Annotated in this window: 24 protein-coding genes; 15 read left to right on the top strand and 9 right to left on the bottom strand. The window is 40.6% G+C overall.

Annotated features, from left to right (window positions below):
- Positions 1-272 precede the first annotated feature (272 nt).
- Both D1367_RS15670 and D1367_RS15675 read left to right on the top strand, forming a co-directional pair.
- On the top strand, positions 273-632 hold the full coding sequence (locus D1367_RS15670; RefSeq protein ID WP_118167268.1) for a DUF433 domain-containing protein: 360 nt from the start codon (positions 273-275) through the stop codon (positions 630-632).
- A complete protein-coding gene (locus D1367_RS15675) occupies positions 607-969 on the top strand; it encodes a DUF5615 family PIN-like protein (protein ID WP_118167269.1) in 363 nt (120 codons plus the stop codon). Before D1367_RS15670 ends, D1367_RS15675 begins: the two co-directional genes overlap by 26 nt.
- A 161-nt stretch (positions 970-1,130) precedes the next feature.
- Here the strand turns inward: D1367_RS15675 and D1367_RS15680 are convergent, their stop codons facing one another.
- Positions 1,131-1,601 carry a BON domain-containing protein gene (locus D1367_RS15680; RefSeq protein WP_118167270.1) on the bottom strand — a complete coding sequence of 157 codons (471 nt, stop codon included), beginning with the start codon at positions 1,599-1,601 and terminating at the stop codon, positions 1,131-1,133.
- Between the two features lie 470 nt (positions 1,602-2,071).
- Between D1367_RS15680 and D1367_RS15685 the strand changes: the two genes are divergently transcribed.
- Both D1367_RS15685 and D1367_RS15690 read left to right on the top strand, forming a co-directional pair.
- The gene (locus D1367_RS15685) at positions 2,072-2,992 is read left to right on the top strand and encodes a ribonuclease D (protein WP_118167271.1); all 921 of its coding nucleotides are present in this window, start codon (positions 2,072-2,074) and stop codon (positions 2,990-2,992) included.
- Between the two features lie 311 nt (positions 2,993-3,303).
- The gene (locus tag D1367_RS15690; RefSeq protein WP_118167272.1) at positions 3,304-4,146 is read left to right on the top strand and encodes a tetratricopeptide repeat protein; all 843 of its coding nucleotides are present in this window, start codon (positions 3,304-3,306) and stop codon (positions 4,144-4,146) included.
- 330 nt (positions 4,147-4,476) lie between these two features.
- Here D1367_RS15690 and D1367_RS15695 read toward each other — a convergent pair whose 3' ends face one another.
- From D1367_RS15695 to D1367_RS30890, 4 genes are all read right to left on the bottom strand, one after another.
- Positions 4,477-6,132, bottom strand: coding sequence for a sodium:solute symporter family protein (locus tag D1367_RS15695; protein ID WP_118167273.1), 1,656 nt, complete (start codon positions 6,130-6,132; stop codon positions 4,477-4,479).
- A 9-nt stretch (positions 6,133-6,141) separates the two neighbouring features.
- Complete coding sequence (locus D1367_RS15700) at positions 6,142-6,423, bottom strand: DUF4212 domain-containing protein (RefSeq protein ID WP_118167274.1); 282 nt, start codon at positions 6,421-6,423, stop codon at positions 6,142-6,144.
- Between the two features lie 855 nt (positions 6,424-7,278).
- A complete protein-coding gene (locus D1367_RS15705) occupies positions 7,279-8,670 on the bottom strand; it encodes a hypothetical protein (protein WP_225892233.1) in 1,392 nt (463 codons plus the stop codon).
- Between the two features lie 33 nt (positions 8,671-8,703).
- Complete coding sequence (locus D1367_RS30890; protein WP_152589897.1) at positions 8,704-8,901, bottom strand: hypothetical protein; 198 nt, start codon at positions 8,899-8,901, stop codon at positions 8,704-8,706.
- Positions 8,902-9,144: 243 nt separating this feature from the next.
- On the opposite strand from D1367_RS30890, the gene D1367_RS15715 reads away from it, so the two are divergent.
- The 6 genes from D1367_RS15715 (at position 9,145) to D1367_RS15745 (ending at position 15,205) form a co-directional block, all read left to right on the top strand.
- The gene (locus tag D1367_RS15715) at positions 9,145-9,645 is read left to right on the top strand and encodes a lysylphosphatidylglycerol synthase domain-containing protein (RefSeq protein WP_228674857.1); all 501 of its coding nucleotides are present in this window, start codon (positions 9,145-9,147) and stop codon (positions 9,643-9,645) included.
- Positions 9,646-9,918: 273 nt separating this feature from the next.
- Positions 9,919-10,308, top strand: a complete 390-nt coding sequence (locus D1367_RS15720) for an agenet domain-containing protein (protein ID WP_118167277.1) — start codon at positions 9,919-9,921, stop codon at positions 10,306-10,308.
- A gap of 737 nt (positions 10,309-11,045) precedes the next feature.
- Positions 11,046-11,222 carry a hypothetical protein gene (locus D1367_RS15730; protein ID WP_225892231.1) on the top strand — a complete coding sequence of 59 codons (177 nt, stop codon included), beginning with the start codon at positions 11,046-11,048 and terminating at the stop codon, positions 11,220-11,222.
- Between the two features lie 319 nt (positions 11,223-11,541).
- Complete coding sequence (locus D1367_RS15735) at positions 11,542-12,822, top strand: LbetaH domain-containing protein (protein WP_118167279.1); 1,281 nt, start codon at positions 11,542-11,544, stop codon at positions 12,820-12,822.
- Between the two features lie 400 nt (positions 12,823-13,222).
- Positions 13,223-14,506 (top strand): RNA-guided endonuclease IscB, encoded by a 1,284-nt coding sequence (gene iscB, locus D1367_RS15740; protein ID WP_118167280.1) that lies wholly within the window; start codon positions 13,223-13,225, stop codon positions 14,504-14,506.
- A gap of 147 nt (positions 14,507-14,653) precedes the next feature.
- Entirely contained in the window at positions 14,654-15,205 is a 552-nt protein-coding gene (locus D1367_RS15745) for a hypothetical protein (RefSeq protein WP_118167281.1), read from the top strand.
- A gap of 31 nt (positions 15,206-15,236) precedes the next feature.
- Here D1367_RS15745 and D1367_RS15750 read toward each other — a convergent pair whose 3' ends face one another.
- Complete coding sequence (locus tag D1367_RS15750; protein ID WP_118167282.1) at positions 15,237-16,559, bottom strand: tRNA nucleotidyltransferase/poly(A) polymerase-related protein; 1,323 nt, start codon at positions 16,557-16,559, stop codon at positions 15,237-15,239.
- 86 nt (positions 16,560-16,645) lie between these two features.
- On the opposite strand from D1367_RS15750, the gene D1367_RS15755 reads away from it, so the two are divergent.
- The 3 genes from D1367_RS15755 (at position 16,646) to D1367_RS15765 (ending at position 18,283) form a co-directional block, all read left to right on the top strand.
- Positions 16,646-16,894, top strand: coding sequence for a Ycf34 family protein (locus tag D1367_RS15755; RefSeq protein WP_118167283.1), 249 nt, complete (start codon positions 16,646-16,648; stop codon positions 16,892-16,894).
- Between the two features lie 323 nt (positions 16,895-17,217).
- A complete protein-coding gene (tsaB, locus tag D1367_RS15760; RefSeq protein WP_118167284.1) occupies positions 17,218-17,877 on the top strand; it encodes a tRNA (adenosine(37)-N6)-threonylcarbamoyltransferase complex dimerization subunit type 1 TsaB in 660 nt (219 codons plus the stop codon).
- Positions 17,878-18,076: 199 nt separating this feature from the next.
- Positions 18,077-18,283, top strand: a complete 207-nt coding sequence (locus D1367_RS15765) for a hypothetical protein (protein ID WP_118167285.1) — start codon at positions 18,077-18,079, stop codon at positions 18,281-18,283.
- Between the two features lie 27 nt (positions 18,284-18,310).
- Here D1367_RS15765 and D1367_RS15770 read toward each other — a convergent pair whose 3' ends face one another.
- Positions 18,311-19,228 (bottom strand): AEC family transporter, encoded by a 918-nt coding sequence (locus D1367_RS15770; RefSeq protein ID WP_118171491.1) that lies wholly within the window; start codon positions 19,226-19,228, stop codon positions 18,311-18,313.
- Between the two features lie 102 nt (positions 19,229-19,330).
- Here D1367_RS15770 and D1367_RS15775 point away from each other — a divergent pair, with 102 nt between their 5' ends.
- Positions 19,331-20,134 carry a M15 family metallopeptidase gene (locus D1367_RS15775; protein WP_118167286.1) on the top strand — a complete coding sequence of 268 codons (804 nt, stop codon included), beginning with the start codon at positions 19,331-19,333 and terminating at the stop codon, positions 20,132-20,134.
- Between the two features lie 454 nt (positions 20,135-20,588).
- Here the strand turns inward: D1367_RS15775 and D1367_RS15780 are convergent, their stop codons facing one another.
- A complete protein-coding gene (locus D1367_RS15780; protein ID WP_118167287.1) occupies positions 20,589-22,301 on the bottom strand; it encodes a diflavin flavoprotein in 1,713 nt (570 codons plus the stop codon).
- 177 nt (positions 22,302-22,478) lie between these two features.
- Positions 22,479-24,197, bottom strand: a complete 1,719-nt coding sequence (locus D1367_RS15790; RefSeq protein WP_118167289.1) for a diflavin flavoprotein — start codon at positions 24,195-24,197, stop codon at positions 22,479-22,481.
- Positions 24,198-25,366: 1,169 nt separating this feature from the next.
- Between D1367_RS15790 and D1367_RS15795 the strand changes: the two genes are divergently transcribed.
- Positions 25,367-25,822, top strand: a complete 456-nt coding sequence (locus D1367_RS15795) for a helix-turn-helix domain-containing protein (RefSeq protein ID WP_118167290.1) — start codon at positions 25,367-25,369, stop codon at positions 25,820-25,822.
- The last annotated feature ends 170 nt before the right edge of the window (positions 25,823-25,992 follow it).

Consider the following 25,992-nt stretch of genomic DNA (forward strand, 5'->3'; position numbering starts at 1 on the left):
AAAAGAGACGCAGAGAGGGTAGGATAATCGTGGTTTAGAGAAAATACAATCCTGCTAGAGTTAGCACAAGCACGAGATTTCATTGCAGGCGCTCAAAAGCAACTATATCAAATCATTCCAGTTTTAGTTGAGATAACTAACTGCTAAGACATCAACTGCAAAGCGTAGGCGTAGCCCGTCGTAGACATCGCTATCAATTTATTACTATTTATTGCAAGAATATTTTATAAGTATGTAAGATGATTTTAGGGGTAAATATAATAAAGTAAATTATGCAACTAGAAGATTACTTCGACTTTCAGCGTCCTGATGATATTCGACTCAAAGGTACAAGAGTAGGAATTGAAACTATCCTTTACGAGTACATTCACCGCGCTCGAACTCCAGAAGAAATTTCCAACATTTATACATCACTAACACTAGAACAAGTTTACGCGACTATTCTTTATTATTTGCACAACAAAGAAGCTGTAAGCAACTATATAGCTGATTGGTTGGAATGGAGTCATAGAATGCAAGAAGAACAGCGACGCAATCCCCCACCAGTTGTAATTAAGTTAAAAAAACTGATAGCTGAAAGAGAAGCAATCAAAAAAGCACAAGAAAATGACTCTCAAATATCTGCTGGATGAAAATGTTGCCCCTCTTTATCAGGTTCAACTCAAACGACAAAAACGTGATTTAGTTGTCTGGGTAGTTGGCGATCCTGGTACGCCTCCTAAAAGTACATTAGACCCAGAAATATTATGCTGGTGTGAAGAACACTACTTTTTATTGGTTACGAATAACCGCAAATCTATGCCTGTACATTTGGCTGAACATATCGCCCAAGGACGTAATATACCAGGTATTTTTATTTTGAATGATAAATTAACAATTGGTCAGAATATTAATGAATTAATTTTAATTGCTGAAGCATCTTTTGATAACGAATATCAAAATCAAATTCTTCATTTACCACTACTTTAATAACAATTTCATTAACTAAATGAACTACAGATGTTCATTATATAAAGTCTTAAGGACTAAAGTCCTTACTACGAACTTGCAAATAAAAAACAGGACTTACATCTGCGTAAGTCCTTGTTTAGCTTTTATGCCGATGTTAACTGAGAGCTTCAGTTATTCTTTTATGGCATTTTCACAGCTTCAACTTTTGCTTCCACCTTCACTGTCTTTACACCTTGAACTTCTTTAGCCAAGGTTTCAGCTTTCTTGAGTTCTTCAGCAGAAGTTGCTGTGCCTTTGAGGATAATTTCACCCTCTTTGTTTTCAACTTGTAACTTATTGCCTGGTAAGCCTTTATTCAACTTTTCACTAACTTGAGTTTTCAAGTTGCTTTTAGCTTTTGTTGCTGCTGTTTTTTCAGAATCGGTTTTAATAGTATCTGTGCTAACTGCTAAAGGAGTCGTTTGTGTTCCGGGAATTTTGGCAATAGTTTTATCTGCCGTTTGATTTATCTGAGAAGCTGGTGTTGCTGGTGCTTGAGCGGCTTCATTAGTAGTGTTAGAAGCTTCTGAACCAGTTTTAGGAGCCTCTTGGCAGCCAAAAGTACCAACTACCAAAATGCTACTAACTAGTAATAGAATTAGCTTTTTCATTATCTTCTCCAAATTGAATACTAGAAGCGATTAATTGAGGTGTGTGTGATTGTGAGGAGCAGATGTTAAAAAGCAATTAAATGTGAAGTAGCAAAAGTTCCCAAGCAATTGCTTAGGTTACTAGAAATTGAAACTTAGACGATTTCTTGAGGCTAAGATTTTGCAGCCATTTCTCAGAAGCGCCAATCCAATTTTCCTGACGGTTGCTAACCAGGATGCCTCTACATACAGTCTGTAGCTCTCTATGAATTTAATGTAGATGCCCAGAGCTTCTTTAGGTGGTAGACTGTGCAGCCTGACAGTAGTGACTCGATGTTATCAGATTTAAGTCAGTTTGGCGATATCTAAGCCTATGCAACTCAAAACTTCAGCATTTTTGCAATTCTGTGGCAGCAAAATTACCAACAAAATGTTACTTTAGAAAACTATGGCTTACTTACAATGCCCCAAATATCAGGAAATATTAGCCAATGCCGTACCTTACTTCCGCCCACGAAATTAGTGCCATTGTTGCTGAATATACCAACGCTAAAATGCTGTGGATAGATACAGAAGTTGCTGACTATAAAAGTCGTAATCCCCGACTATCGCTGATTCAGGTATTAGATAATCCCAAAGATATGAGTGGCGATCGCGTTTACCTTTTAGATGTCCTAGATCAGCCTAATATTATAGCTGAATTTATTGAAGAAATTATGATAAATTCTGCAATTGAAAAAGTTTTTCACAACGCCAGTTATGATCTAAAGCTTCTTGGTAACAAGAAAGCCAAAAATATTACTTGCACTTTAGAAATGGCAAAAAAAATTCCCTACTATCTTTTACCATTACCTAATTACCAACTTAAAACCATAGCTACATCACTTTGTAACTTTAACAATATCGATAAACAAGAACAAACAAGCGATTGGGGAAAACGCCCTCTGACTGAAGAACAGATAGAGTATGCTTACTTAGATTGTATTTATCTGGCTCAAATTCACTCAAATTTATTAGATTTACAAGCTCAAGCCAGTCCCGATCCTGCAACGGAAGATTTAATATCACTAAGTAGCACATACTCGCAACTTGAGCAACAATACAAGTTGTTGAATTCAGAATTTGAGCATTTGCAAGAACGCATGAAAAAAGCCATGCAAGCTCAGAACATATCTGAAACTGCCTATTATAAGCTGACTAGTTATGAGCGGACTACAATCAAAGCTACTTTTACAGAATTGGCAAGGCTAGCACAAAGTGAAGGTATTAATTTAGATTTTCCAATCACACTCACTCAGAAACTCCAAAAAGATTTAGGGCAAAACCTAGAACAACTCTCTGTAGATATTGAAAAAACCACCTCTTGGCGGCTAAATTCCAAAAATAAAGAAAGCGATATTGAGGATGAGTAAATTGTTTAGTTGGTTACAAATAACAGAATTTATAGAATACAACTTGATACCTTTTCAAACAATCTCTCAGAAATCCATTGTCAAAAATTACAGAGATGACAATAGCAAAGAGCTAATTTGACAAGTTTTATACTTTATATTTTCTGATTTTTCCTTAAAATAACTATTAAATAAATCTATTGAATCTCAGGGAAATTTATTAATTGACTTGAAATCTCTATCAAAAGTTAGAATAACTATTGAGTTAAAGAATTAAAATCTAGATTTTGGTACTAATTGCGTTCAGGTGTTATGGCAGTTTATATTAAATTATGAGACGGCGTTTATTTAAACAAAAGCGAACAAGGGTAAATCAAGTATTTACCATAGCGATTTTTACTACATTGACAGCAATTAGTAGTGTTTCTTGTAGTAAGAATGACAATGTTTTGGTGACAGAAATAGGAGTTAGTCAACCTAGCCGTCGTTCAGCTACAGCTTCCCTTGGTGGGGAATTCTATCTTCAGGGAAAGAATCAGCATTTAAACGGCGATTTACAAGCTGCGATCGCATCATACAGTAAGGCAATTGCTCAAAATTCTCAATATGGCGCTGCCTACAACGGGCGGGGATTAGCTTACTTTGATTTGGGAGACAAGGAAAAAGCGATCGCAGATTACAATCAAGCACTTAACATCGATCCTAACGACGCCGAAGCCTACAATAACCTGGGGAATGCCCGCGCCTCACTAGGAAATAACAGAGAAGCAGTGAAAGATTACAGTGAAGCGATTCGCCTGAATCCCAACTACGCCGAAGCCTACAATAACCGGGGAAATGCCCGCGCCACCTTGGGAGAAAAAAGAGGGGCGCTAGATGATCTCGATCAAGCAATTCTCCTCAACCCCAAATATGCGATCGCTTATAATAACCGAGGAAATGCCCGTGCTGCCAATGGAGATCCACAGGGTGCGATCGCAGATTACAATCAAGCCATTCGCCTCAATCCTAACTTTGCCCCTGCCTACAATAACCGGGGAAATGCCCGCGCCACCAATGGAGACAAACAGGGCGCACTCAAGGACTTACAACAAGCAGCAAGCATTTTTCAAAGTCAAGGTAACAACGACTTATATGAACAAGTAACAAAAAACATTAAAGAACTTGGACAGTAGGGAGTGGGGAGTGGGGAGTGGGGAGTGGGGGATGAGGGAGCTGTTCTTGAGCAGGGGAGCAGGCGTGTCAACTTAACGTAAAAGCCATGTCCCGCAAGGAACTTCAGTTCCTTGCTTATAGCTAAAGTCTACTGAAGTAGACTAAATATTCCTAAAAATCTTTAGTCTACTTCAGTAGACTTTAGCTTGGAGCCGCTGAAATTTATTTCTGGGCGGGCGTGGAAGCCAACAGATAAGCGATTTTTAGCTTAAGTTGACACCAATGGCAGGGGAGGTAGGGAAAGAAATAAGCAATGAATACCCAATGCCCTATTCCCTATTCCCTATTCCCTATTCTTCAATAATCGGGCTGCGGAGGTCTTCTACCAGCGCTTGAATTTCTGCTGGAGGAGGTGGCGTTAGGCGCGAAACCACTAGGGTAACTGCGAAGTTAATTAGCATACCCAAAGTACCAATTCCTTCGGGAGAAACCCCAAAAAACCAGGGTTGCATACCCCCAAACTTGACGCCGATAATGTAGATTATCGTAAAAATTAAACCCGTCAACATACCGGCGATCGCACCTTCAGAATTGGTGCGCTTGTCAAAAATCCCCAGGAAAATCACCGGGAAGAAACTAGCAGCAGCTAAACCAAAGGCAAAAGCCACCACCTGACTAACAAATCCTGGCGGATTCACCCCAAAATATCCAGCGAGGACAAGGGAAAAACCTACCATGATCCGCCCGACAAACACCCGTTTTTGTTCTGAGGCTGATGAATCTATGATCCGGTAGTAGATATCGTGGGCGATAGAACTGGAAATTACCAGCAATAAACCTGATGCTGTAGACAAAGCAGCTGCCAAACCGCCAGCCGCTACTAAGCCAATCACCCACGGAGGCAGATTAGCTACCTCTGGGGTAGAAAGCACAATGATATCTGGGTCGATCTTTATTTCATTAGTGTCTTTATTTGGAGTTAACTGGAGACGCCCATCCTTATTTATGTCATCAAAAGCCAACAGTTTAGTTTTTTCCCACTTGGCCGCCCAGTCTAGCTGCTGCACTTCTGCAACTGTATGATTGTGCAGGGAATCGATCAGGTTGTAGCGAGCAAACATCGACAGGGCTGGAGCAGTTGTATAAAGAATGGCAATAAATAGTAGTGCCCAACCAGCAGAAAAACGGGCTGCACGTACACTCTTAACTGTGTAAAACCGGACGATGATATGAGGTAAGCCAGCCGTACCTACCATTAAAGCAATGGTGGTGAACAGCACATCTAGCATCGACTTGTTCACAAATGGCTCAGTATACGGTTTAAACCCGAGGTCAACCTGAATTTGATTGAGTTTTTCTCCAATATCACTGAAGGTAAATGCTAGTTGGGGAACAGGATTACCAGTGAGAAACCAGGCGATCGCGATCGCTGGAATCAGGTAAGCAAAAATCAACACACAGTACTGTGCTACTTGTGTCCAGGTAATGCCTTTCATCCCCCCCAATACAGAGAAAAAGCCGACAATCACCATGCCGATGATTACGCCTGTATTGATATCTACTTGTAAGAAGCGGCTAAAAACAATGCCCACGCCCCGCATTTGTCCAGCAACGTAGGTGAGGGAGACGAAAATGGCTGCAACTACTGCCACCAGACGAGCGATATTAGAGTAGTAGCGATCGCCTACGAAATCTGGCACTGTATACTTACCGAATTTCCGTAGGTAAGGAGCCAACAATAATGCCAGCAGTACATAGCCGCCAGTCCACCCCATTAAATAAATAGAACCGTCGTAGCCCAAAAAAGAAATCAGCCCCGCCATTGAAATAAACGAAGCTGCGGACATCCAGTCGGCGGCGGTAGCCGCACCATTAGCAATTGAAGGTATCCCTTGACCTGCTATAAAGAAGTCTTTACTATTTTCAACTCGTGATTGCCAACCAATATAAATGTAGGCGAGGAAGGAAAGTCCAACTAATACAATAGTCCAAATTTCAACTGACACGGTTTTTCCTCACTTTTTGATATTGTATTTGTTGTCTTGCTTGCTGAGATTGTATTTGCGGTCTAGCTTATCCATTTGGAAGGCATAAATGAAAATCAAGGCCACAAATACCAGGATTGACCCTTGTTGCGCCATCCAAAAGCCAAAGGGCACGCCAAAAAACCGTATTGCATTCAAAGGTTGAACCAACAAAATACTAAAAACTAGGGAAACCAATGCCCAGACAATTAAAAGATTACGAATTAAGGCAGTATTAGCACGCCAATAAGAACGCCGCTGATCTTCATCCATTGTTGTTCATCATCATTGCGTTGGTGTATCAAAATAATACCAATAAGCCGTTAATATCCTGTCTAATGATTGTATTAATTTTTAAATTATTTAGTAAATAATATTTACTTTTAAAGTATTCAATATAACTAAGCAATAACTAGCAGAGAATTAACCTATCGTCAGTTATGAACAAATATTGGTTGATGAAGCTGAAACATGTAAGAAATCATTAGCAATACATAACTTTATATACAAAAATTTTAAGGCAAGTTACGTATTATCTCTTGTAATGTTTACACCCTTAAATGGTACTAATTGAATTTTTAGAGCTATACAAGCAATTGACGCTCCTAAAAGTTAGTAAAGTTAATTTTAAAAATATACGAACAATCACTATGTGTTTTACGTAGTAGTTTTAGTAACATCTATATAATGAGCTTGTTATTACACGCATGGGGCATTACCAAAATCTTGTATTTTGTTATATAAATACTGTCTAAGCTGTTGTGCCTTTAATTTGCACTAATATTTTTTCAAGATGATTGTGGGGTGGGCATCCTGCCCGCCCTGATAATGCAAGTTGTATACGTAACAGCTTAACTAAGCTTTCCGATACCTTGCAGCCGATATAGATGAGAACTTCTATCATCATGGGGAGAAAAAGCTGATTTCAAGCAACTGATTCGCTTTATAATTCCAGAATTTGGGACTGGACTTAGTGGCATTGCTCATTTAGTTATTCAGTCAGCGCTTGGAGGAGAATGACCAGCTTCTTAAGCAAAAATAGATTATTTATATAGCAATCCTATATGATTTGCAATAATTGAAAGCCACAGATCCCCCACTGTTTTGAACAGTGGGGGATCTTGTTGTTCAGGAATGATTTAGGATAGCAACCTTTTTGCTGTAATATTCAGTCTTAGCGTAGATGCTGATAATACTATCACCAACTGCAAAAAAAGTACCTTGTTGCTCATCTTTTGATAATTGCAAATTTGGGTATTTAGCAGCAGCTTCTTCGGCAGTCATGGGTTTTGCTTCCATTTCTTCTGGCAATACTCCAGTACAACCAATGTAAAATACTAAGGGAGAAATCTTGTCTTGGTAAATTTTTTCTGCATATTGTTCTAGCTTGGTATTCGCTGCCGTCAAAGCTGCAACCATTTCCTCTTTGATAATCTGCTTACCAGCTTGTTTATCCTGCAATAACTGTACCAAATTATCAGCACCAACTTTGGCCAGAATATTCCCAACTATACCATTTTGCTCAAGCCCAAGAAAATCATCAAAAATTGGTTTCATCAACTCGTCAACTTTCGTAATTTTGGTGCGTGATGATAGTAGCCTATGCCGAACAGCGAGATTTTCATTCAATGCGATCGCAAAACTAGGCTTGATGAAAATTTCTCCAGTAATCTTATCATAAAGACGATACATTCTATTCAGAAATTTGTTAGCCGAATGAAACTTACTCAGGTTAATAATATCTTGATTACCGATATCAATTTTATAGCTCAATCTTGAGTCAAGAGTACCATTAACTAGAGCTTCATTGATGTCTGTGTATTCATTCGTTGTAGGAAAGTTGATATAAACATTTTTAGACAGATAGTGCTTTTTAAACTCATCTAACTGTCCTGCTACAAATACATCTGACTCCTTTCTTAAGTGAGCAGAAATAATACTAGTAAGTACTTTAATTTCTGCGAGTTGATTGAATAGTCCATCAATGTTGCTGTAACGACTATTTGCAGCTACAAGCGGCAAGTTATCTAACTCAATGGTATGTTCAGCACGGAAGTCAAAATCTTCTGCATCCAACACACCCTTTTCTTTGAGCAAGTCAAAGGCTTTTTTACTGCTGATTTTGACTAATAAAGATTTTACGTTGATTTTACCGTCACTGACAATTGTGTAATTATTAAAGCTATTGAGGTCATTTACTAGCAAACCTGCTACCTCAATAGTAGGGGTTTGGTCTTCCAATTTGGCAAGTTTGACTTGACGTTTGATAAGCATATTGATAGTAGCAGTATTGCGATTAAAGTGAAACTCGCCCATACCAACATACTCAGCATTATCTATATTTTCTGTTCTTAACCAAGGCTGAAGCAGTTCCCCATTTTCGTCTCTCACACCTTTAACGCGCTTGATACCTGTTCTTTGATAATGCTCTTGCAGGTGCTTGATATTGACGATAATATGGTTGCGATATTGTGCAAAAATTTGGATTAGTTCTACCAGAGAAATTTTATTATTCGTCATATTGCTACCTTCCATATAAAGGTCAAGAATCTTTTAAAGCCTGTTAAACCGTGGAAAATTGAAGGGCAAACACACAATAAATTGACGCCAAAATACTAGATTTGGCACATACCACACAACTATCAATACGGTTCGGTTAAGGCAAGAGACGCGATAAATTGCCGTCAAGACAAAGGACTGATTCTTGTAAAGACGGCGATTTATCGCGTCTTTGGATCTAGGGGGTGTCATCAAAAAACCTTATCCGAACCGTATTGACACAACTATTGTCTGTTCATGATTGCATTCACGAACTAACTAATATCGCGTTTATTTACTACAAACTTTGGGCATCGCCTGGTAAACTTTGCGTTGCATACTCACCGGATATTCTTTATAGTACAATTGTATCACAATAAGGACAAGTTGTGTCTGACTTTTCACGTTATGTGGAAAAGCCAACGATTGACCTAACCCCCTAACCCCCAACTCGTCGTGAGAAGGGGGAAAATTCAAAGTCTCTCTCCTTTTAGCGCTGATGTTACCTCTGTGCGTCTCATCGCCGTGATTTTTCTGTTATTAGTTGCTATCTATTTAATAGGAAGTAATTTTATTAAACAACCGTTAATAATTCGGAGACAAGAATTTCGATTTCCTTCCTTTAAAATATCCCTAGCTCAAATAGCAATTTCTAGTTTTGACTGGATTTTGGCAGCAGCAGTTTTTTATGCGGTACTTCCTGCCAATATATCTTTGTCCTATCTAGACTTTTTAGAAATTTACTTATTAGCAATGTTTGCGGGTGTTGTTAGTAATGTTCCCGGTGGTTTGGGAGTATTTGAAACTATAATTTTGCTGATTTTTTCATCTAAAGTTTCGGCTGCGGCAATTTTGGTATCAATGCTAGCTTATCGCGGAGTCTACTATTTCTTACCTTTGCTAATAGCAGCAGGTTTAGTAGGAATTTATGAAATTAGATTTAGATCGGGGAATTAAAAAATAGACCTGCCTTGAAAATAGGGAGTAGGGAGTAAAGACAAGAAATTTTCATTGCTCCTTGTGAGTGCAACTCATGGAGTCTCTTGCATGAATCAAAAGCCCTCATCTCCCAACCCCTTCTCCCAATTTTGAGAGAAGGGGAGCAAATTTCAAAGTCCCTCTCCCAAGCTTGGGAGAGGGATTTAGGGTGAGGGGTGTAAATTCTGAATTATAATATTTTCATCAATCATAATCAAAATTCGGCTTTACTATTTGAAGAGATAAAAAACGATGAAAAACAAAGTATTATTTAGTGCCATCTTCATGGCAACTTGGGTAGGAACATTGATTCCCAGTGCTTTTGCTGCTACACCCTGTTCTGTGGGACAAAAGGCTGAGGTTCTTTGGAAGCAAGCATGGTATCCAGCAACGGTACTTAAGGTTAATGATGATAAGTGCTATATTACTTATGATGGTTATGATAGTTCCTGGAATGAATGGGTTGGTACTACACGCTTCCGGGTATCATTTCAAGTTGGAGATTCAGTGAGAATTTTGTGGAAAGGTAAATGGTATCCAGGGAAAGTTTTACAAGTTTATAATAACCTTTATAAAATTACTTATGATGGCTACGATAGCTCTTGGGATGAGTGGGTTGAACCTGCAAGGGTAAGCAGATAGAGAATATTTCACTTTTATAAGTTTAAAGGGACGATTTCACTTGTTGGAGTCGTCCCTTTAAGCGTAGCGTTCCGTAGGAAAGGTATCGCCTAGACTAAAATTCATATTGAACTAAGTAAAAATGCCATTCGACTTACTCAAAAGCAGCTTTTACTTACTCAAAAGCAGCTTTTACTTACTCAAAAGCAGCTTTTACTTACTCATTTTAGTGTTTTCCGCAAGCAAAATAAGCTTTGACTTACTCAAAAGCAGCTTTTACTTACTCATTTTAGTGTTTTCCGCAAGCAAAATAAGCTTTGACTTACTCAAAAGCAGCTTTTGCTTTCTCATTTTGGTGTTTTCCGCAAGCAAAATAAGCTTTGACTTTCTGATTTTATACTTAGCGATCGCAACAAGGCACTAGCAAAGCCGATCACCTGTTATAACGAATAATTTTAAAACACGGCTGGTATCTTTTTTTGCTGTCTCTCCGTATGGGGTATTCTGAATCTGTCTTCTGACTCCTTCTCATTAATCTTGGGTAAGAGTCTTATGCTCAACATAGTTTTTATCAATATCAAAAGCTATAGCATTAAACAGCAAGTAGTAGTATAGTTAAATGCTAGTTGATAGCAATAATATTTCATCAAGCCAAAATTGACGCTTATAGACAGAAGGAAAAGTTAAAGGTTTATTCCTTTATCTTTTCGGTATACCTTGCCAAACTAACTTGGTTAACTATTAGGTATGGAGGAATAATGTTTAAACGTCGCACGATATTATCCGGTCTACTTGCACTTGGCTTAACGTTAGCGTTTAGCACACAAGTCTATGGACAATCCACTGCTGGGCCAGAAGCTTGGCAGACAGTCTACAATGAGGCGGTTGCTTCGGCAACAACGACAGTTACAGCTTCGACTTTTATAGCCCACTAAAATTTTTCAACTTGGCGGATTTTTGGAATGCTTAGACCTTTGGCTAAAAAAAGTTCTGAGTAGACTTATCTTGAGAATCAAGAGTAAGGAATTGTGATTTTTTGGTAATTCCTGCGCTGCTCCCCACCTGACTATATCTCTAACTCGTTAACAAACTTTGGGGGGTTTAAGTCCCCTGTCTCTACAGACAGCGCGTTTTATGTAGAGGTCTAAATCCCCGTCACAAAACGTAATTGCGAATTGCGAATTGCGAATTGCGAATTGGTTTAGCTCCGATTCTGCCATAGCCAAATATTTCAAACACCGTGAGGAGTTTTTTATGTTCAAACCTCGCGCAATTTTTAGCGCCTTAGCTGCAATTATCCTAGCACTTGTCATAGGTACACAGGTGCATAAGCAACCCGCAGTTGCTTCTTTTGGAGGGTGTAATCCAACTTTACATAACCTACCTGTATGCCCAAGCACAGCACCGTCAGAGTCAGCTAGTTTTCTTGATCCAACTGCGAGAATCATCAATCCAAGAAATATTCGCTTCGGTGAAAAAGTCTACGTAGCGCCATTTGCCCAGTTAAACGCTACTATTGCCCCCATTAGGATCGCGGAAGATTCTAACGTCCAAGACCAAGTGAGAATTATAGCTTCGGGAACGGGAGTGGATATTGGGCCGCGAGTAATTATGGCACACATGGCCACTATCAAAGGTGCAGCCAAAATCGGGACTCAAGGCTCAACCGGGCCTTTTAGCGACCCGATTACCCATACTCAGTTCAACAATGATATTCCAGAGACATTTCTCAGCTTCAACTGTGAAATAGATGGTGCAACTATAGAAAGAAACACGGTAGTCAACTTTCTCTCGCGGGTTGGCCCTGGTGTTACCTTACCTGCTGGTAAAGTTGTCCTGCCAGGTAAAAACGTCACAACGAACCTAGAAGCTACTAGCGGTAGTTTAGGGAAAGTGGCAAACCTGACAGAAGCCGACGTTGCATTGCTCGAAGGCATCATTGAAGTCAATGATGCATTGGCCAAAGGTTACACAGAATTGGCCAGAGCAGACTTGTCAAATGTACAAGGCATAAATTACGCTCCAGTCACATCTTTTAACCCCGGAGGTCTGCCGCAGATAGGTGGGGTTGTAACTCGCAATCCGAGCTTCCGTAACCGCATCATTGGCAATGTGGTTCTAGAAGATTCTTTAGCAACCCTCTCTAACAAAATAGGTAATAGAATTTCCCTGCGTGCTGATGAGGGTCAACCTTTTAATGTTGGGGAAATTGCTGGTATGGCAAACGATGTTGTCTTTCACGCTTTAACAACAACTAGCCTGACTCTTGGTGATAATATTGGCTATGGGCGTCGTGTTCTAGTTCATGGCGGTAGACAGGTTGTCAATGGTGTTGCTAATGGCCCTGAAACCAGGATAGATGATTCCGTAGGGCTAGCACCGAACTCTGTTGTATTCCGCTCAATCATTGGCAGGAGATCAGCACTTGGGCAAAAAAGCGCAGTCTTTAATTCTACAGTAGCTCCGAGAACGGCTATCGGTTCTCGAACAATCTATGCTGACAACGGCAAAACGATTTCATCTGTGGAGTGGTAAGTAGAGCGGCGTGAATAATTCAAGGTTAGTAGTGAGGACTTTAGTCCTATTATGAGGACTAAAGTCCTCACTACTAACTAGTTTCAAGATTTTTTACATTACTTAATCTAGTTTGATTTATTCTCACCGACTTACTTAAGCAATAACTTTTGCATAATTGTAAACTACCCACCACCAATTGCTAAGAGCAATATGGTGGGGGCTTTAAAGCAAGCGAGTTTACCCGACTAAGTACCTTGAGTACTACGATTTTTAGGTCATCTCACCTACGAATACGCAGCCAGTTTGTAGCTCTGAGGTTAGCAGTTAAACAGAATCATTGGGTTTGAATCAGTGCTGTTAGCGTAAAAAGCCTTTAAATCATTGTCCAGGCTAACTTTACCCGAAAGGAGGGGCAGAAATGTCCAAAATATTTGTAATTGATTCCGAGAAACGACCACTAAATCCAATTCATCCAGCGCAAGCGAGGCAATTACTAACAAGCAAAAAAGCAGCAATTTATAGAAAATTCCCATTCACATTAATTCTTGCTGAATCACTTCCAGAAGTTCCTGTATCACCACTCAGGTTAAAGGTTGATCCTGGTGCAAAAGTAACTGGAATTGCACTAGTTAGCGACTCAACCGGAGAGGTTGTATTTGCTTCTGAATTGAATCATAGAGGTTTTGCAATTAGAGACGCTCTTACCTCAAGGAGACAATTAAGGCGTGGTAGACGCGCTAGGAAAACCAGATATCGTAAACCTAGATTTTTGAATAGAACCCGTCCAGAAGGATGGTTAGCACCTAGTTTGCAAAGTCGAGTTGATAATATCAAAACGCTCGTTGAGAAACTGCGTCGATTTGCACCAATTACGGCTATCAGTCAAGAACTAGTACGGTTTGATATGCAGTTAATGCGTAACCCAGATATCGAAGGTAAGGAGTATCAACAAGGTACTCTTGCTGGCTACGAAACTAGAGAATATCTACTTGAAAAGTGGGGTAGACAGTGCGCTTACTGTGGAGTTAAAGACGCACCTTTGCAGATAGAACACATTCACCCAAGAGCCAAAGGAGGCAGTAATTCAATCACAAACCTTGCCTTGAGCTGCGAAAAATGCAACACAAAAAAAGGGACTAAGGATATTAAAGATTTTCTTAAACTTGACCCATCTAAATTAACAAAAATCTTGGCGCAAGCTAAAAAAACATTGGCAGATGCCGCAGCAGTAAACACAACCAGGTTTGCGTTGCTGAACGTATTAAAATCAACTGGACTACCAGTAGAAACTGGTTCCGGTGGTTTAACTAAATTTAATCGCAGTCAACAAATGCTTGGAAAAACTCACTGGTTAGATGCGGCGTGTGTCGGTAAATCAACGCCAGTGTTGATTATTAAAGGTATTGAACCATTGCTAATCCAAGCTTTCGGTCACGGTTCTAGGCAGTCATGTAGAACCGATAAGTTCGGTTTTCCAAATCGGCACGTACCTAGAGAAAAAATACATTTTGGCTTTCAAACTGGCGACATCGTAAAAGCAGTCGTTACCACTGGTAAAAAAATTGGTACTTATGTTGGAAAAGTCGCTATTCGTTCGTCAGGTAGTTTCAATATTTCAACCAAGAACGGATTGATTCAAGGAATATCCCACAAATTTTGTAAACGTATTCATGCAAAAGATGGTTACTCGTATGCCACTTAAACCCAAGAAATTGGGAATTACTCAACTGTTCCTCTCATTGTTTTCGCATTCGCTCAAAGGCATTCAAGGAACGTTTCGTAATTCACCCTCCATTCCTCCCGCCACTGATTCGGGTACGAATACAGTGGGGGTCTCCTGGAGGTCTAGATGAATCTGAAAATCTTGCCGCTAGTGCAATTACAATGCCTACGATTGATTTTGCTGTTTACTTTGATATTCGGACTGATGCTAAGTCTTGATGACGGTTCATCTATAGCCGCACAGAAGGTTGGGAAACCTGGATTTATAGACCCTATAAATGCTGACATCACTTCCAATCAGCTTCAGGTGGTAGAACCTCCAGTCACCGGACTTACTTCTACATTGTCGGATGAGGTCAAGGAATTACCTACAGAGTTAATTCGCTGGTCAACTTACTGGCAACTTTGTTGGCAACCATATCCCGAAGCTAAAGAATACGAACTACAAGCGGTGCTTATGGAAGGCAAGTCTCCAAAATTGCGACGTCAAAGCGATCGCTGCTTTCGTATACAAGCTGCATCTAATGAAAACCAAAAATCACTTGGACTTCTCAACCGTGAATTAATCTTGCTGACGCATAAAATTCAGCTTGGTTATCGAGTCCGAGCGGTTTTAGATGACAACCATGTGAGTCAATGGTCTGAAGTTATGGCGGTTGGTGCAACTAACGTTATTTGATATTCTCAGGGCAACAGAGGCGAATCGCACCTCAGCCGCTAGGCAAGTGGGGTAGTTTAGATAACTGACGTGCATAAGCGATCGCCTCTGTTGCTGTTGAAACTTTCCCCTCAGCTTGTGCTACACCAATTTCTCTCAACAATTGCCCGATAATTGGCGAAGCTGGAATATCTAATGCTATAATCAACTCCTTCCCGCTCACTAGTGGAGTGGGATGAGCGACCAGATCATCAGGGTTCAGGTAGCGGTTTATCAAAGGTGCTAAAAGTTGGCAGCGTTTTGCTTTGGTTTCCACTGCTGTGTGTAGTGGCTTGTCACCAGACATCGCCTCTACCAAAATATCAAGTGCTACAGCTAAGACTGTCATAGCGGGAAACACAATATCTGCGTCATGAAAGAAAAAATATTGTTCTCGCAAAGACATATCGACTACTTGAAGCTGCGGTAACACTTTCAAGGCAGTGGTTACACCCCGAATTTCGGCACGACTATAAGTTAGTTCTTGTAGTTCTATTTCTGCTAACTCTGGATTTGGGTTCACAAGACAAGCAAGTTTTGCAATACCTAACCAAGTAGTTTTAACACTATCGCGGACATATTCTTGCAGTTGTGCCCCTAATTGTTGCCAATTTTCTGTAAGTAAGGCAGCTGCTTCGTCAACTGCTGCTAGTTTTATCAAGCTTTCACGGGTGGCATTTTTGAAGAAAGGGTTAAGTAAACCATCTTGCCAAGCACTCGTAATCCAAGGAGTACCCTGAGAATTTGCCAGTAGATACCCAATTTCTACCCTAACTCGTTCGGCTGCAACTTTGCTGATATGTGATGCCAAAGAACGAATTGCGGCTTGGGTAGCTGGCTCAATAGTAAAACCTAGTTGGGCAGCTTGGCGATAACCTCGCATTAACCGTAAAGGGTCATCTTCTAGGTTTGCAGGTGATACCATTCGCAAAATGCCCTGTTGTAAATCTGCATAACCTTGCAGAGGATCGATGATTTCTTGGGTATGGGGATTATAAGCGATCGCATTTACTGTAAAATCCCGTCTGTGCAAATCAACTTCTATACTATCTCCTTCTTGTTGGGCAAAGTCAGCCGTAGCGTGGGTAAAAACTACACGCGCAATTTGTCGTTCTGCATCAAGTAACACAAAACCAGCTTTGTAATGATGAGCGATCGCTCTCGCTACCTTTACCGCCTTTGATGGTATAACAAAATCTAGATCCAGATATTCACGAGTTCTGCCAAGGATAGCATCTCGGACAGCGCCACCTACCATGTAAGCTGGTTGTGGCAAGAATTCCAAACTAAAAGGCCAATTTTCGGGAGCTAGAGTAGAAGGAATCGATTCAAGCATTGTAATAAAAATCAACCCAGCAACTCATGAATAACAGTTGGGCTTAAGTTAGATTAACAATAAAGGCCCCTGGAGTTGGTTCTATTATGTGTATTTGCGTGAATTGCCACTATGTAGACAGCTGTGTTACCTATCATGCCGTAGAAGGGCAGCACCAACAGCCTCACTTGACCGAAACACCAAATTTTGATCCGAATGAACCTTCTATCAATGTCAACATTCGGACTAAAGATGATGTAATTGAAATGGAATGGGATGTTGTTGGTTGTCTGAGCTTTAAGCGAGAAACGGGTAAGTGGTCGAAGTTGCGTCCTGGTGAATTAGTGCCCACTTGACAGAAAATGATTGGTGTATCTTACAGCTATTTTCAGGTAAATAGACAGGCGGTAGGGGCACAGCAATGCTGTGCCCTTACGTCAGATGTGCTTCAAATACATGAAAACTACTGTAATGAGATTTCATTTATCAGCGAATTCATGGTATAGGGAGGAGATGTCAGGAAAGCGATCGCAGGAAAGTCAACAGCATTAGCTCTCACAAGCCTTGTAACAAGACTGTTTGGCTGATTATTACTGTGTAGTTTTTCAATTAATAACCACTACGTTATATGCTTAAATAAATCACGTTAACTTTATAAAAATAGATATTTTAAGTAACTTTGACAACGGAACTAGAAGACCTAGCAATAAATAAATACGCTTTAGCACTACATACCACCACTCCCGAATTGGGTTTGGCAATTAGTAATTTTGCAGGTGAAAATCGCTCTCAAGTTTGGAATTTGGGGCGTGATTTATCTAGCTTAGTGCATCAATATTTAATTGAATTTATCAAACCGCAAACTTGGGCAGATTTGTCTTTTATTGCAGTTGCAAAAGGCCCCGGCGGCTTTACAGGAACTCGAATTGGTGTTGTCACTGCTCGAACTTTAGGGCAACAGTTACATATTCCTGTATTTGCGATTTCAACTTTGGCTGCCGTAGCTTGGTCAGAAACAAGCAAAAGTCAAAATCAAAAAACTATTGCTGTGGAAATGCCAGCACAACGAGGTCAAATTTTTGCTGCTATTTATCAGTTTGAGCCAGATGCTTCTAAACTAAAAGTGTGTTTGTCAGATAGAGTATTCACACCAGAAGCGTGGCAGGAAACTTTAGTGAATTGGAACACTAATTATCAGTTAATTCAAGCTCAATCTGGGTTAGCAGCGACCGTGACAAGTATTTTGGAATTAGCTAATCTCGATTGGCAAGAGGGCAAGTGTCCTAATTGGTCAGAGGCTTTGCCATATTATGGGCAGCATCCAGTACAGAATGCATAATACTTATAAACTAGTTATCTAATGACTAATTGACTCATTTTAAGCATGGTTTGAGCATTATGACTAACAGCACTAAAACGCTTCTATACAGGCTCACATAAAATTGGTAGAAGCTATTCTAAATTGTTCAGAAAGCTTAATTTAAAAGCAGAGATAGCAAGGTATTTTTTATTATGGTAAACAGCCTCAGGGAAAATTAATGACTACAAAACTAAATAGAAAGCTCTTGTACTGGGAGTATGTTAAAATAGAGGCAGCTAAAGTAATTGCAGATGAAGATATATCTGGATTATCAGATACAGAAATTAAGGAAGCTAGGGAAATAGCTTCCGAAATCTTTAAACAAGGGCTTCTTGATGAACTATTACATATACAAATTCACGAAAATGAAAATGAGCTAGATTAGGAGACTTTGTGAACTCTCAAGAGACAATCAAAATAGCCACAGCCAAACTGGGAGAGTAACCAGCAATAGTATAGCCCCAGCCGCTAAGGCTGTAACTGCCAAATCGCGATCGAGATTGAATGCCTCAGCAATTACCAGTGTGGCAAAAGCTGGAGGCATGGCCATTTGTAAGACAATTACCTTTGCGATCGCCCCAGTTATTCCAAACAGTGGTAACATACTCCCCAATATCAAGGGAACTAGCAGCATTTTGATTCCCAAGCTCATGCCTACTTGTGGTAAACTACGCCAAGATTTGAGCAGCGCCAGTCGCATTCCAATTAACAGCAGGGATAAAGCTACACTACTCCAAGCAAATTTCTCTAACCAGAATTCCGCAACTGTGGGAATTGTCACCTGCCGAAACAGCAAGCCAAATCCGAAACCCCACAGCGCAGGATTAATTAAGATGGCCCTAGCAGTCTGCCAATGATTCTGGACACCACCGCCAAAACGCGCTGCTAGCAACACACCCAAGCCATAAGTTCCGGGGAATGAACCTAGCAAATCGTAGAATAGCGCCCAAGCAAAGTGTTCCTTGCCTACCATTGCTAAGGTAATCGGAAACCCAAGATAACCTGTATTACCCAACATTGCTGCTAATATCAAGCTAGCCTGAGTTGGTGGTTGGGGGACAGTATTTTTAAAATAGGCTTGTGCTTTAATTCCTAACCAAGCTAAAAATGCTCCTAGTAAAATAGCGAGGTAAGCGAAGGCAGGTGCAATCCAAATTTGCCCCGACAAGCTAGATTGACGCAAAAACGATACTATGCTGATGGGTACTCCCACCCAAAAAAGAAACAGTCCCAAACGTGTAGGAACTGTCACAGGTAGTTTGCGTCCCAGAATAAAACCTACCAGGACTAATCCTCCCAGCTTGACGTATAGTTCTAAAAGGTTTGTCAAGATTGCGCCTAAGAACCACAGATGTAAAATGCTACCTGTTACGTTTACTTTTGTCCAGTGCAAAATCTGTTATGGCTATCCCACAAAAACAGGAGTTTACCCTTGAATAAGGCAGGGTTTTCTGGAAAACCGCAAAACTCATCGAATGACATTGGTGATGATATTCCAGTGGCTGTACGCGATACCCCTGTTGCAGCGACTAAATTTTGGTTGCAACCCCGAATTTTGCTGATTGGGGGAGTTGCAGGATTTGTCTTGCTGGGTTTAATTAGCGGTTTTTTATTTTTCGTCACTACACCCAAAAAAACCGCCGATTCTCAACCTTTACCAGCTACTTCTGCTCCTGCGAGTCCAGCAGCATCTAATAATTCTAGCGATACTGTGTTAGGGCATTTTCCATACCCAGAAGCCCGTGAGTCAGAACTAATAACCATCTCCGCAAATAGGGGCTTCAGAATGCGAAAAGCTGCTGCCCAAAAGTTTGGGGAGATGGTAGCAGCAGCACGGAGTTCAGGTGTAATATTAGTGCCAATTTCTGGCTTTCGCTCAGTCAAAGACCAAGAGCAATTGTTTTTTGCTGTCGGTGCCCAACGAAATCAAACGCCAGCACAACGAGCCGCCCTCAGCGCTCCTCCTGGTCATAGCGAACATCACACAGGTTATGCTGTAGATATTGGAGACGGATCGGTACCAGCAACTAATCTCCAAACTAACTTTGACAATACCAAAGCTTATCGGTGGCTGCAAGCTAATGCAGCGCGTTTTGGCTTTGAAATGTCATTTCCTAAAGATAATGTTCAAGGTGTGAGTTATGAGCCGTGGCACTGGCGTTTTGTAGGCGATCGCAGTAGTTTAGAAATGTTCTACAAAGCCAGAAATTTGAAACCCGCTAAAGTGCCTCAATAAAAAAAGAAAGATTAGCAGCATTAGTCACGGCAGTTTGACCCAGGTTCATAAAATCTTCCAATCCCCAGAATTGCTTGGCATCATGAAAATTGAACACACCAGTTTTATTTTTTAGCCTTAACCCAAGCGTATTGGCACTTAGTCAATAGCTAAAATTCTCTTCGGCGAACTCTGCATCTTGACAAAAAAATGAGATGGACATCTTGTCCATCCCACAATAATAAGTAGTCAGACAGAATTAATTACACAATGTCATTGCGAATGGAGCGAAGCGGAATGAAGCAATCGCAAGGGCTGGGATTGCTTCGCTTCTCTACGAGACGCTGCGCGAACGCTCGCAATGACTGTAAATATTTTTGTCCGACTACTTAAAAAAGAGAATTTTTGTCATAAAACGCTTTGCCTTGCCTATATTTCAGCTAAAGCGGTTTCGTGAAGTTAAATTTCTCACTATTTAATAATGAGTGCCGGTTTTGCGATGGTTAATGGCAGTCACAGCATCAGGCTTGAGTAATTTACCTTCATCCACAGTTGCATACACAACCCAATGGTCGCCACATTCCAGACGTTGGTTGACTGAGCATTCTAAATATGCTAGTGCGTCGGTGAGGACAGTACAACCGTTATCTGCAACTGCTGTACTAAAGTTGGCAAATCGGTCTTCCCCAGGCGCAAAAGATTTACGGAAATGCTTCATGTAGTCTTGGTGATTGCCTTCAGGTAGAATATTTAAGGCAAACTTACCGCCGGGATACATCAAAGATTCGATCGCTCGGTCTTTGGCGATCGCCACACTTATTCCGGGTGGGTTGAAGGTGGCTTGAGAAACCCAAGCGCCTAACATTGCTGTAGACACTTCTCCTTGTTTTGCTGTCAGCACGCAGACGGAACCAACGATCCGACCAACGGCCTGTTCTACTGGAGTAGCAGCTTGTTGTGGTACGCGTACCTTTTTAGCCTTTTTCAATGCTTGGGCAAAGTCTGTACCTAGTTCTTCACAAAACTTGAGAGTGACATCATCAGGTTTAAACTTCACCTTCAGGGTGTCAAAGCCAAAGCGATATCCAGCATCTCGAAGTTTACCTTCAATTAAGTCAAAGGCTTCGCCACTCCAGCCGTAGGAACCAAAAACCCCAGCGAGTTTACTGTTGTCACCGCTTGATAGCACAATCCCTAAAGCAGTGTGAATGGGAGTTGGCGCATGACCACCGATGGTAGGAGAACCGATGATAAAACCCTCTGACTGTGCTAGGTTGATGCGAATTTCATCAGGGGTAGCAAATTCGCAGTTAATCGATTTAACTGCAACTCCACCTTTAGTTAGTCCCAGAGCGATCGCTTGTGCTAAAGTCGCTGTATTCCCGTAAGCTGAAGCATAAAGTAAGGCAACAGAAATCTCGCGATCGTTGTGAGAACGACTCCACTCTGCATAAGCTTTAGTGAGTTCGATTAAGCTGGTGCGTACTAAGGGCCCGTGACCCACAGCATACATTCTCACCTGCAAATCTGATATTTTCTCTAAAGCTGCTTGCACATGAGCAATTTGGGGAGCCATCAGGCAGTTAAAGTAATAACGCTGGTCTTCTTTAAGCGCTTCCCAGTTATCATCAAACAGTTCATCACCACAGAGATGAGTTGCAAATAACTTATCTGTGTAGAGAATTTGGGTTTGCTGATCGTAGGTACAAAGTCCTTCCGGCCAACGTGGACTGGGAGTGGGTAAGAATTTTAAAACATGACCCTTGCCTAAATCCAGAGTTTCTTTCCCCCGCATCACCAAGACATTTAAATCTTGCTCTAAGAAAGCAGCACGCAAATTGTTCGCACCAGGAAGAGAACAGACAAAAGTTACCTGTGGTGCCAGTTCTAAAATTGCTTTGAGGGTTGCAACTCGATTGGGACTAAAATGACCCAGGATTATATAATCCAAATGTTGCAAATCTAAAGTCTGCCGCAATGCGTCTAAATAAATTTCGGTAAAGCTTTCTGGCGGTGGATCAATAAGTGCGGTTTTATCAGCTTCAATTAAATAGCAATTGGAGGTAGTACCTCTTTCAAGTGCGTATTCAATTTCAAACCGCAGACGTGACCAACTACGTGCTTTAATCGCCTTAGTATTTGTAGCAATTGGTAAAACTTGGACGTCGCGTGGCTTGGAATTGGTCATAGCTGTTGGTGAATAGGGAGTGGAAAGTGGGGAGTAGGGAGTGGGGAATGGGAAATGGGGAATGGGAAATGGGGAATGGGGAATGGGGCAAAGACTTGTACAATTTCTTCTTTGCTTATAAGCTCCTCCGCTTCTTTATTCCCTACTCCCTACTCCCTACTCCCCACTCCCTCTTTCTTAGTAGTAATTACCTACTTTGCGATGGCGAACGGCTGTCAATCCATCGTTTTTGGAGACACGACCTTCTTGGACGGTGCAGTATAAAATCCAGTGGTCGCTGCATTCCATGCTGCTCTGTATTTCACATTCCATGTATGCCAGAGCATCAGTTAGAATTGGGGAACCGTTTTTCGCGGTTTGAGTTTTTACCCCAGCAAAGCGGTCAGCACCAGGATGCAAGCGTTTGAGGAAGTGTTTCTTGAGTTCTTGATAATTGCCTTCTTCCAAAACGTTGAGGACGAAGCGATCGCCTATTTGCATTAAGGAATCAATGGCGCGGTCTTTAGCAACGGCAATTGTCAATCCCAAGGGTTGCAAACTCGCTTGAGTTACCCAGGATGCCAGCATTGCACTTGAGACATCATCTTTTTTAGTAGTGACTATATATAGTCCACTGCTAATCCGACCCAATGCCTTTTCCATGTTGACATCGAGAGACTTTATTTGCTTGATGTTGCGATCGCGCACTAGCAATTGTCCGATGTCTTTACCCGCTTCTTCACACAACTGGAATGTTGATGCGCTGGGAGCCTCTTTAATCCGAATGGGTGGGAAGGCTTCTTTGATGCCAGAGTCAAGAAATTGTCTGCGGAGTGTATCAATGGGTTCATCATCCCCACCGTAACATTCAAACAGCCCAAGAAATTGCTTGTTCTTGGCAACAGCTAGCACCGAACTGATACTAGCTTGGGCGGCGGCGGAAGTAGTCGGGGGCATACCAATAATGATGCCAGCTGCTCTACCAGCCAGTTCTTGAATTTCTTGGCTCTCAGCAGTACTCAGATCCAGTACTTCTACGCCAATGCCAGTTTTCAGTATCCCTTCGGCAATTGCGTGACCAAGGCGTTCGCCATACCCGTAATCTGAGACAAAAAACAAGCCAACGGTTGTTTCTGCTTTAGCTTGCTTTTGGCTCCAATTTTCGTAGCACCCGGTTAGAACATCTAAATGGTGGTATAATAGTGGCCCGTGACCGTTGGCGATAATATTAATCTTTCCGAGATCACCCATCCGCTTCATCGCATTCAGCAGCGAACGAGCGTTAGGGCCCATCAAGCAGTCGTAGTAAAATCTAAAGTCAGCTTCGATCGCTTCTAAATCTTCGTCGAAGGTGCGATCGTCACAAAAATGCATCCCAAAAGCATCACAGGTGTACAGAATTTGGGTTTTGCGGTCAAAGCTAAAGATTGTATCCGGCCAGTGCAGGTTAGGCGCACTCACGAATTCCATTTCGTGTCCTTTGCCGATATCTATGCGATCGCCGGTTTTAACGACTCGCTTAGAAAATGGATCGTGTACCAAACCTTCTAAAAACTGAAGCGCAACTTTTGAGGCTAAAACGGTAGCTCTAGGAGCTAACTGAAGAACATCTTCCACCAAGCCGCTATGGTCTGGCTCTGTGTGGCTGACAATTATGTAATCAATTGTTTTGGGGTTAACAAGACCTTTTAGAGTCTCTAAATACAGATCGCGAAACTTCTGGTGAGAAGTATCGATCAAAACTGTTTGTTCACCCCTAATTAGATATGAATTGTAGGTTGTGCCGTTTTGCAGTCCGAATTCGATATCGAAGCGATCGCGATCCCAATCAAGAGAGCGAATCGCTGTTGTGTTAGGGGCAATTTCTACAGTTTGTATAGTTAGCCGATGTTGAACGTTCTCTGCGATCGCTACCATTATCCGTCTCCGAGCGCAAATTAACAGGTTTTTCTTCTGCTCCCATTGTCCCTATTATTTTTTGTTTAAGTTGTAATAAATATCAGTTTTTGAAATTTTTAACTTGTATCAATTATTGCTTTTTTTTAGCAAAAAATATGACTCAAAAAATCTACTAATTATTATTTTATTCTTCCAATTTTACTGAGTATTTGATTTTGCTACTTATTTAATTTTATCCTAATTTAAAAAGATTCGTCTTGATTACGTGTTTATTATATTAAAAATTATAAGAACATACTCAGAAGTTTTCTTGTAACCTTTTTTTTAAGATAACGTATGTATACCAAGGAACTAACAGGTTTCACACATATATTTTTTAATTGTGGTATAAAATATTGATATGTCACAAAATCGAGGTGTTAAGAGAATAAATTTAGATGTCGATCATCAAAAGTTACTTTTTTTCAAGTCCTCTATTATTAAGTAGGAAAAGTAGGAAATGTAGGAAAAGTAGGAAAGGTAGGAAAAGTAAGATAAATTCTGTTTGCATCCTGCATAGAATAATCTGTTAGCACTGTTTTTACTAATGGATAGCGAATAGATTTTTTTCTCAAATAAAATATCTTTATGGGAAATATAAACTTTATGTAAAGAGGAGAAAACAAATATTTTTATGGAGATAACCAAGGCAAATTTCCAGATACGAGTAAAAGAAAAAGGAACTAGGCCTGTATACCTTTTCCTGGGCATTCAAGTGTAAACCACCGTAAAAATCATTTTTAAAGTTTCGATAAATCTCTCTAGCCATACGAATGATCTAATAAATTTAATGATACAGTCCTTTATCATGGACTTTAAACATTAATCAGGACAACACCAATAAATTCCTATTGTCATAACTGAAAGCTACAGCTTTTAGCTATCTAATAAATTTACCTATGCAGGTTAATAGTGTCATTTATGATGTACCTAACTTTTTATAAAAATCCATTCTTGATGATAAATTGCAAACTTTGATAGTGTTCTCAAGCCAATACTTCTCACGTAGCAGCCTTTTAAACGCCGACATCCTTAATGCTTGTAATTCAGCTTTATAGAGTGCTATTAAATACCTAAGTAATTAAGTATAAAGGCGTGAATAGACATAAAAAAATTGCAAAAATTGACTGTGTAAAAGGTTATTGTTTATGGGATGCCGATTAAAAGTCTTTCTAACTGACGAACAAAAGCTGACTTTAGAAGAGTTAAGAAAAGCTAAAGATGTTCCTCAACGTACTAAGGATCGCGCTCAAGTTTTACTGCTGAATACTCGTGGCTTAAAAAATGAGCAAATTGCTAAAGGCTTGAACTGGGCGATTTCAACAGTACGTCAAACCCTTCATCGCTGGGAAAAGATGGGTTTAGCAGGTTTGTGGGATGCTCCAGGCCGAGGAGGAAAACCCCGATATTCGGAATCAGACTTAGCTTATCTAGAAAATTGTTTAGCTCAAGAGTCACAGACTTATAACTCTAAACAATTAGCAAATAAACTTGCATCTGAGCGCCAAGTCAACTTGAGCGCAGATAGATTACGACGGGTACTTAAAAAAAGAGGAAGGAGGTTTGGAAGCGCACGCAAACAACCTCAAGAACAGAATAATTAACCTGAGTTCAATAAACCTCTCCCTGTCTAACTTTCATTCAAATCTGTCCCTCTCGCCCATTGGAGAGGGACTTAAGCATAAAGTAGGAAATGTAGGGGCAATTCATGTAGACGCAAAGCGGCTTCCCGCAGGGTATTGCCCCTACGGGAAATCAAGGCTTTCACTGCCTT

It is taken from the genome of Nostoc sphaeroides, from assembly GCF_003443655.1.
GTDB lineage: Bacteria > Cyanobacteriota > Cyanobacteriia > Cyanobacteriales > Nostocaceae > Nostoc > Nostoc sphaeroides.

Excerpts from the sequence above, each read along its gene's own strand:
- D1367_RS15670 (WP_118167268.1), top strand. The coding sequence starts at position 273 with ATGCAACTAGAAGATTACTTCGACTTTCAGCGTCCTGATGATATTCGA.
- D1367_RS15675 (WP_118167269.1), top strand. The coding sequence starts at position 607 with ATGACTCTCAAATATCTGCTGGATGAAAATGTTGCCCCTCTTTATCAG.
- D1367_RS15680 (WP_118167270.1), bottom strand. The coding sequence starts at position 1,601 with ATGAAAAAGCTAATTCTATTACTAGTTAGTAGCATTTTGGTAGTTGGT.
- D1367_RS15685 (WP_118167271.1), top strand. The coding sequence starts at position 2,072 with ATGCCGTACCTTACTTCCGCCCACGAAATTAGTGCCATTGTTGCTGAA.
- D1367_RS15690 (WP_118167272.1), top strand. The coding sequence starts at position 3,304 with ATGAGACGGCGTTTATTTAAACAAAAGCGAACAAGGGTAAATCAAGTA.
- D1367_RS15700 (WP_118167274.1), bottom strand. The coding sequence starts at position 6,423 with ATGGATGAAGATCAGCGGCGTTCTTATTGGCGTGCTAATACTGCCTTA.
- D1367_RS15705 (WP_225892233.1), bottom strand. The coding sequence starts at position 8,670 with ATGACGAATAATAAAATTTCTCTGGTAGAACTAATCCAAATTTTTGCA.
- D1367_RS30890 (WP_152589897.1), bottom strand. The coding sequence starts at position 8,901 with ATGACACCCCCTAGATCCAAAGACGCGATAAATCGCCGTCTTTACAAG.
- D1367_RS15720 (WP_118167277.1), top strand. The coding sequence starts at position 9,919 with ATGAAAAACAAAGTATTATTTAGTGCCATCTTCATGGCAACTTGGGTA.
- D1367_RS15730 (WP_225892231.1), top strand. The coding sequence starts at position 11,046 with ATGTTTAAACGTCGCACGATATTATCCGGTCTACTTGCACTTGGCTTA.
- D1367_RS15735 (WP_118167279.1), top strand. The coding sequence starts at position 11,542 with ATGTTCAAACCTCGCGCAATTTTTAGCGCCTTAGCTGCAATTATCCTA.
- iscB (WP_118167280.1), top strand. The coding sequence starts at position 13,223 with ATGTCCAAAATATTTGTAATTGATTCCGAGAAACGACCACTAAATCCA.
- D1367_RS15745 (WP_118167281.1), top strand. The coding sequence starts at position 14,654 with ATGAATCTGAAAATCTTGCCGCTAGTGCAATTACAATGCCTACGATTG.
- D1367_RS15750 (WP_118167282.1), bottom strand. The coding sequence starts at position 16,559 with ATGCTTGAATCGATTCCTTCTACTCTAGCTCCCGAAAATTGGCCTTTT.
- D1367_RS15755 (WP_118167283.1), top strand. The coding sequence starts at position 16,646 with ATGTGTATTTGCGTGAATTGCCACTATGTAGACAGCTGTGTTACCTAT.
- D1367_RS15765 (WP_118167285.1), top strand. The coding sequence starts at position 18,077 with ATGACTACAAAACTAAATAGAAAGCTCTTGTACTGGGAGTATGTTAAA.
- D1367_RS15780 (WP_118167287.1), bottom strand. The coding sequence starts at position 22,301 with ATGACCAATTCCAAGCCACGCGACGTCCAAGTTTTACCAATTGCTACA.
- D1367_RS15790 (WP_118167289.1), bottom strand. The coding sequence starts at position 24,197 with ATGGTAGCGATCGCAGAGAACGTTCAACATCGGCTAACTATACAAACT.
- D1367_RS15795 (WP_118167290.1), top strand. The coding sequence starts at position 25,367 with ATGGGATGCCGATTAAAAGTCTTTCTAACTGACGAACAAAAGCTGACT.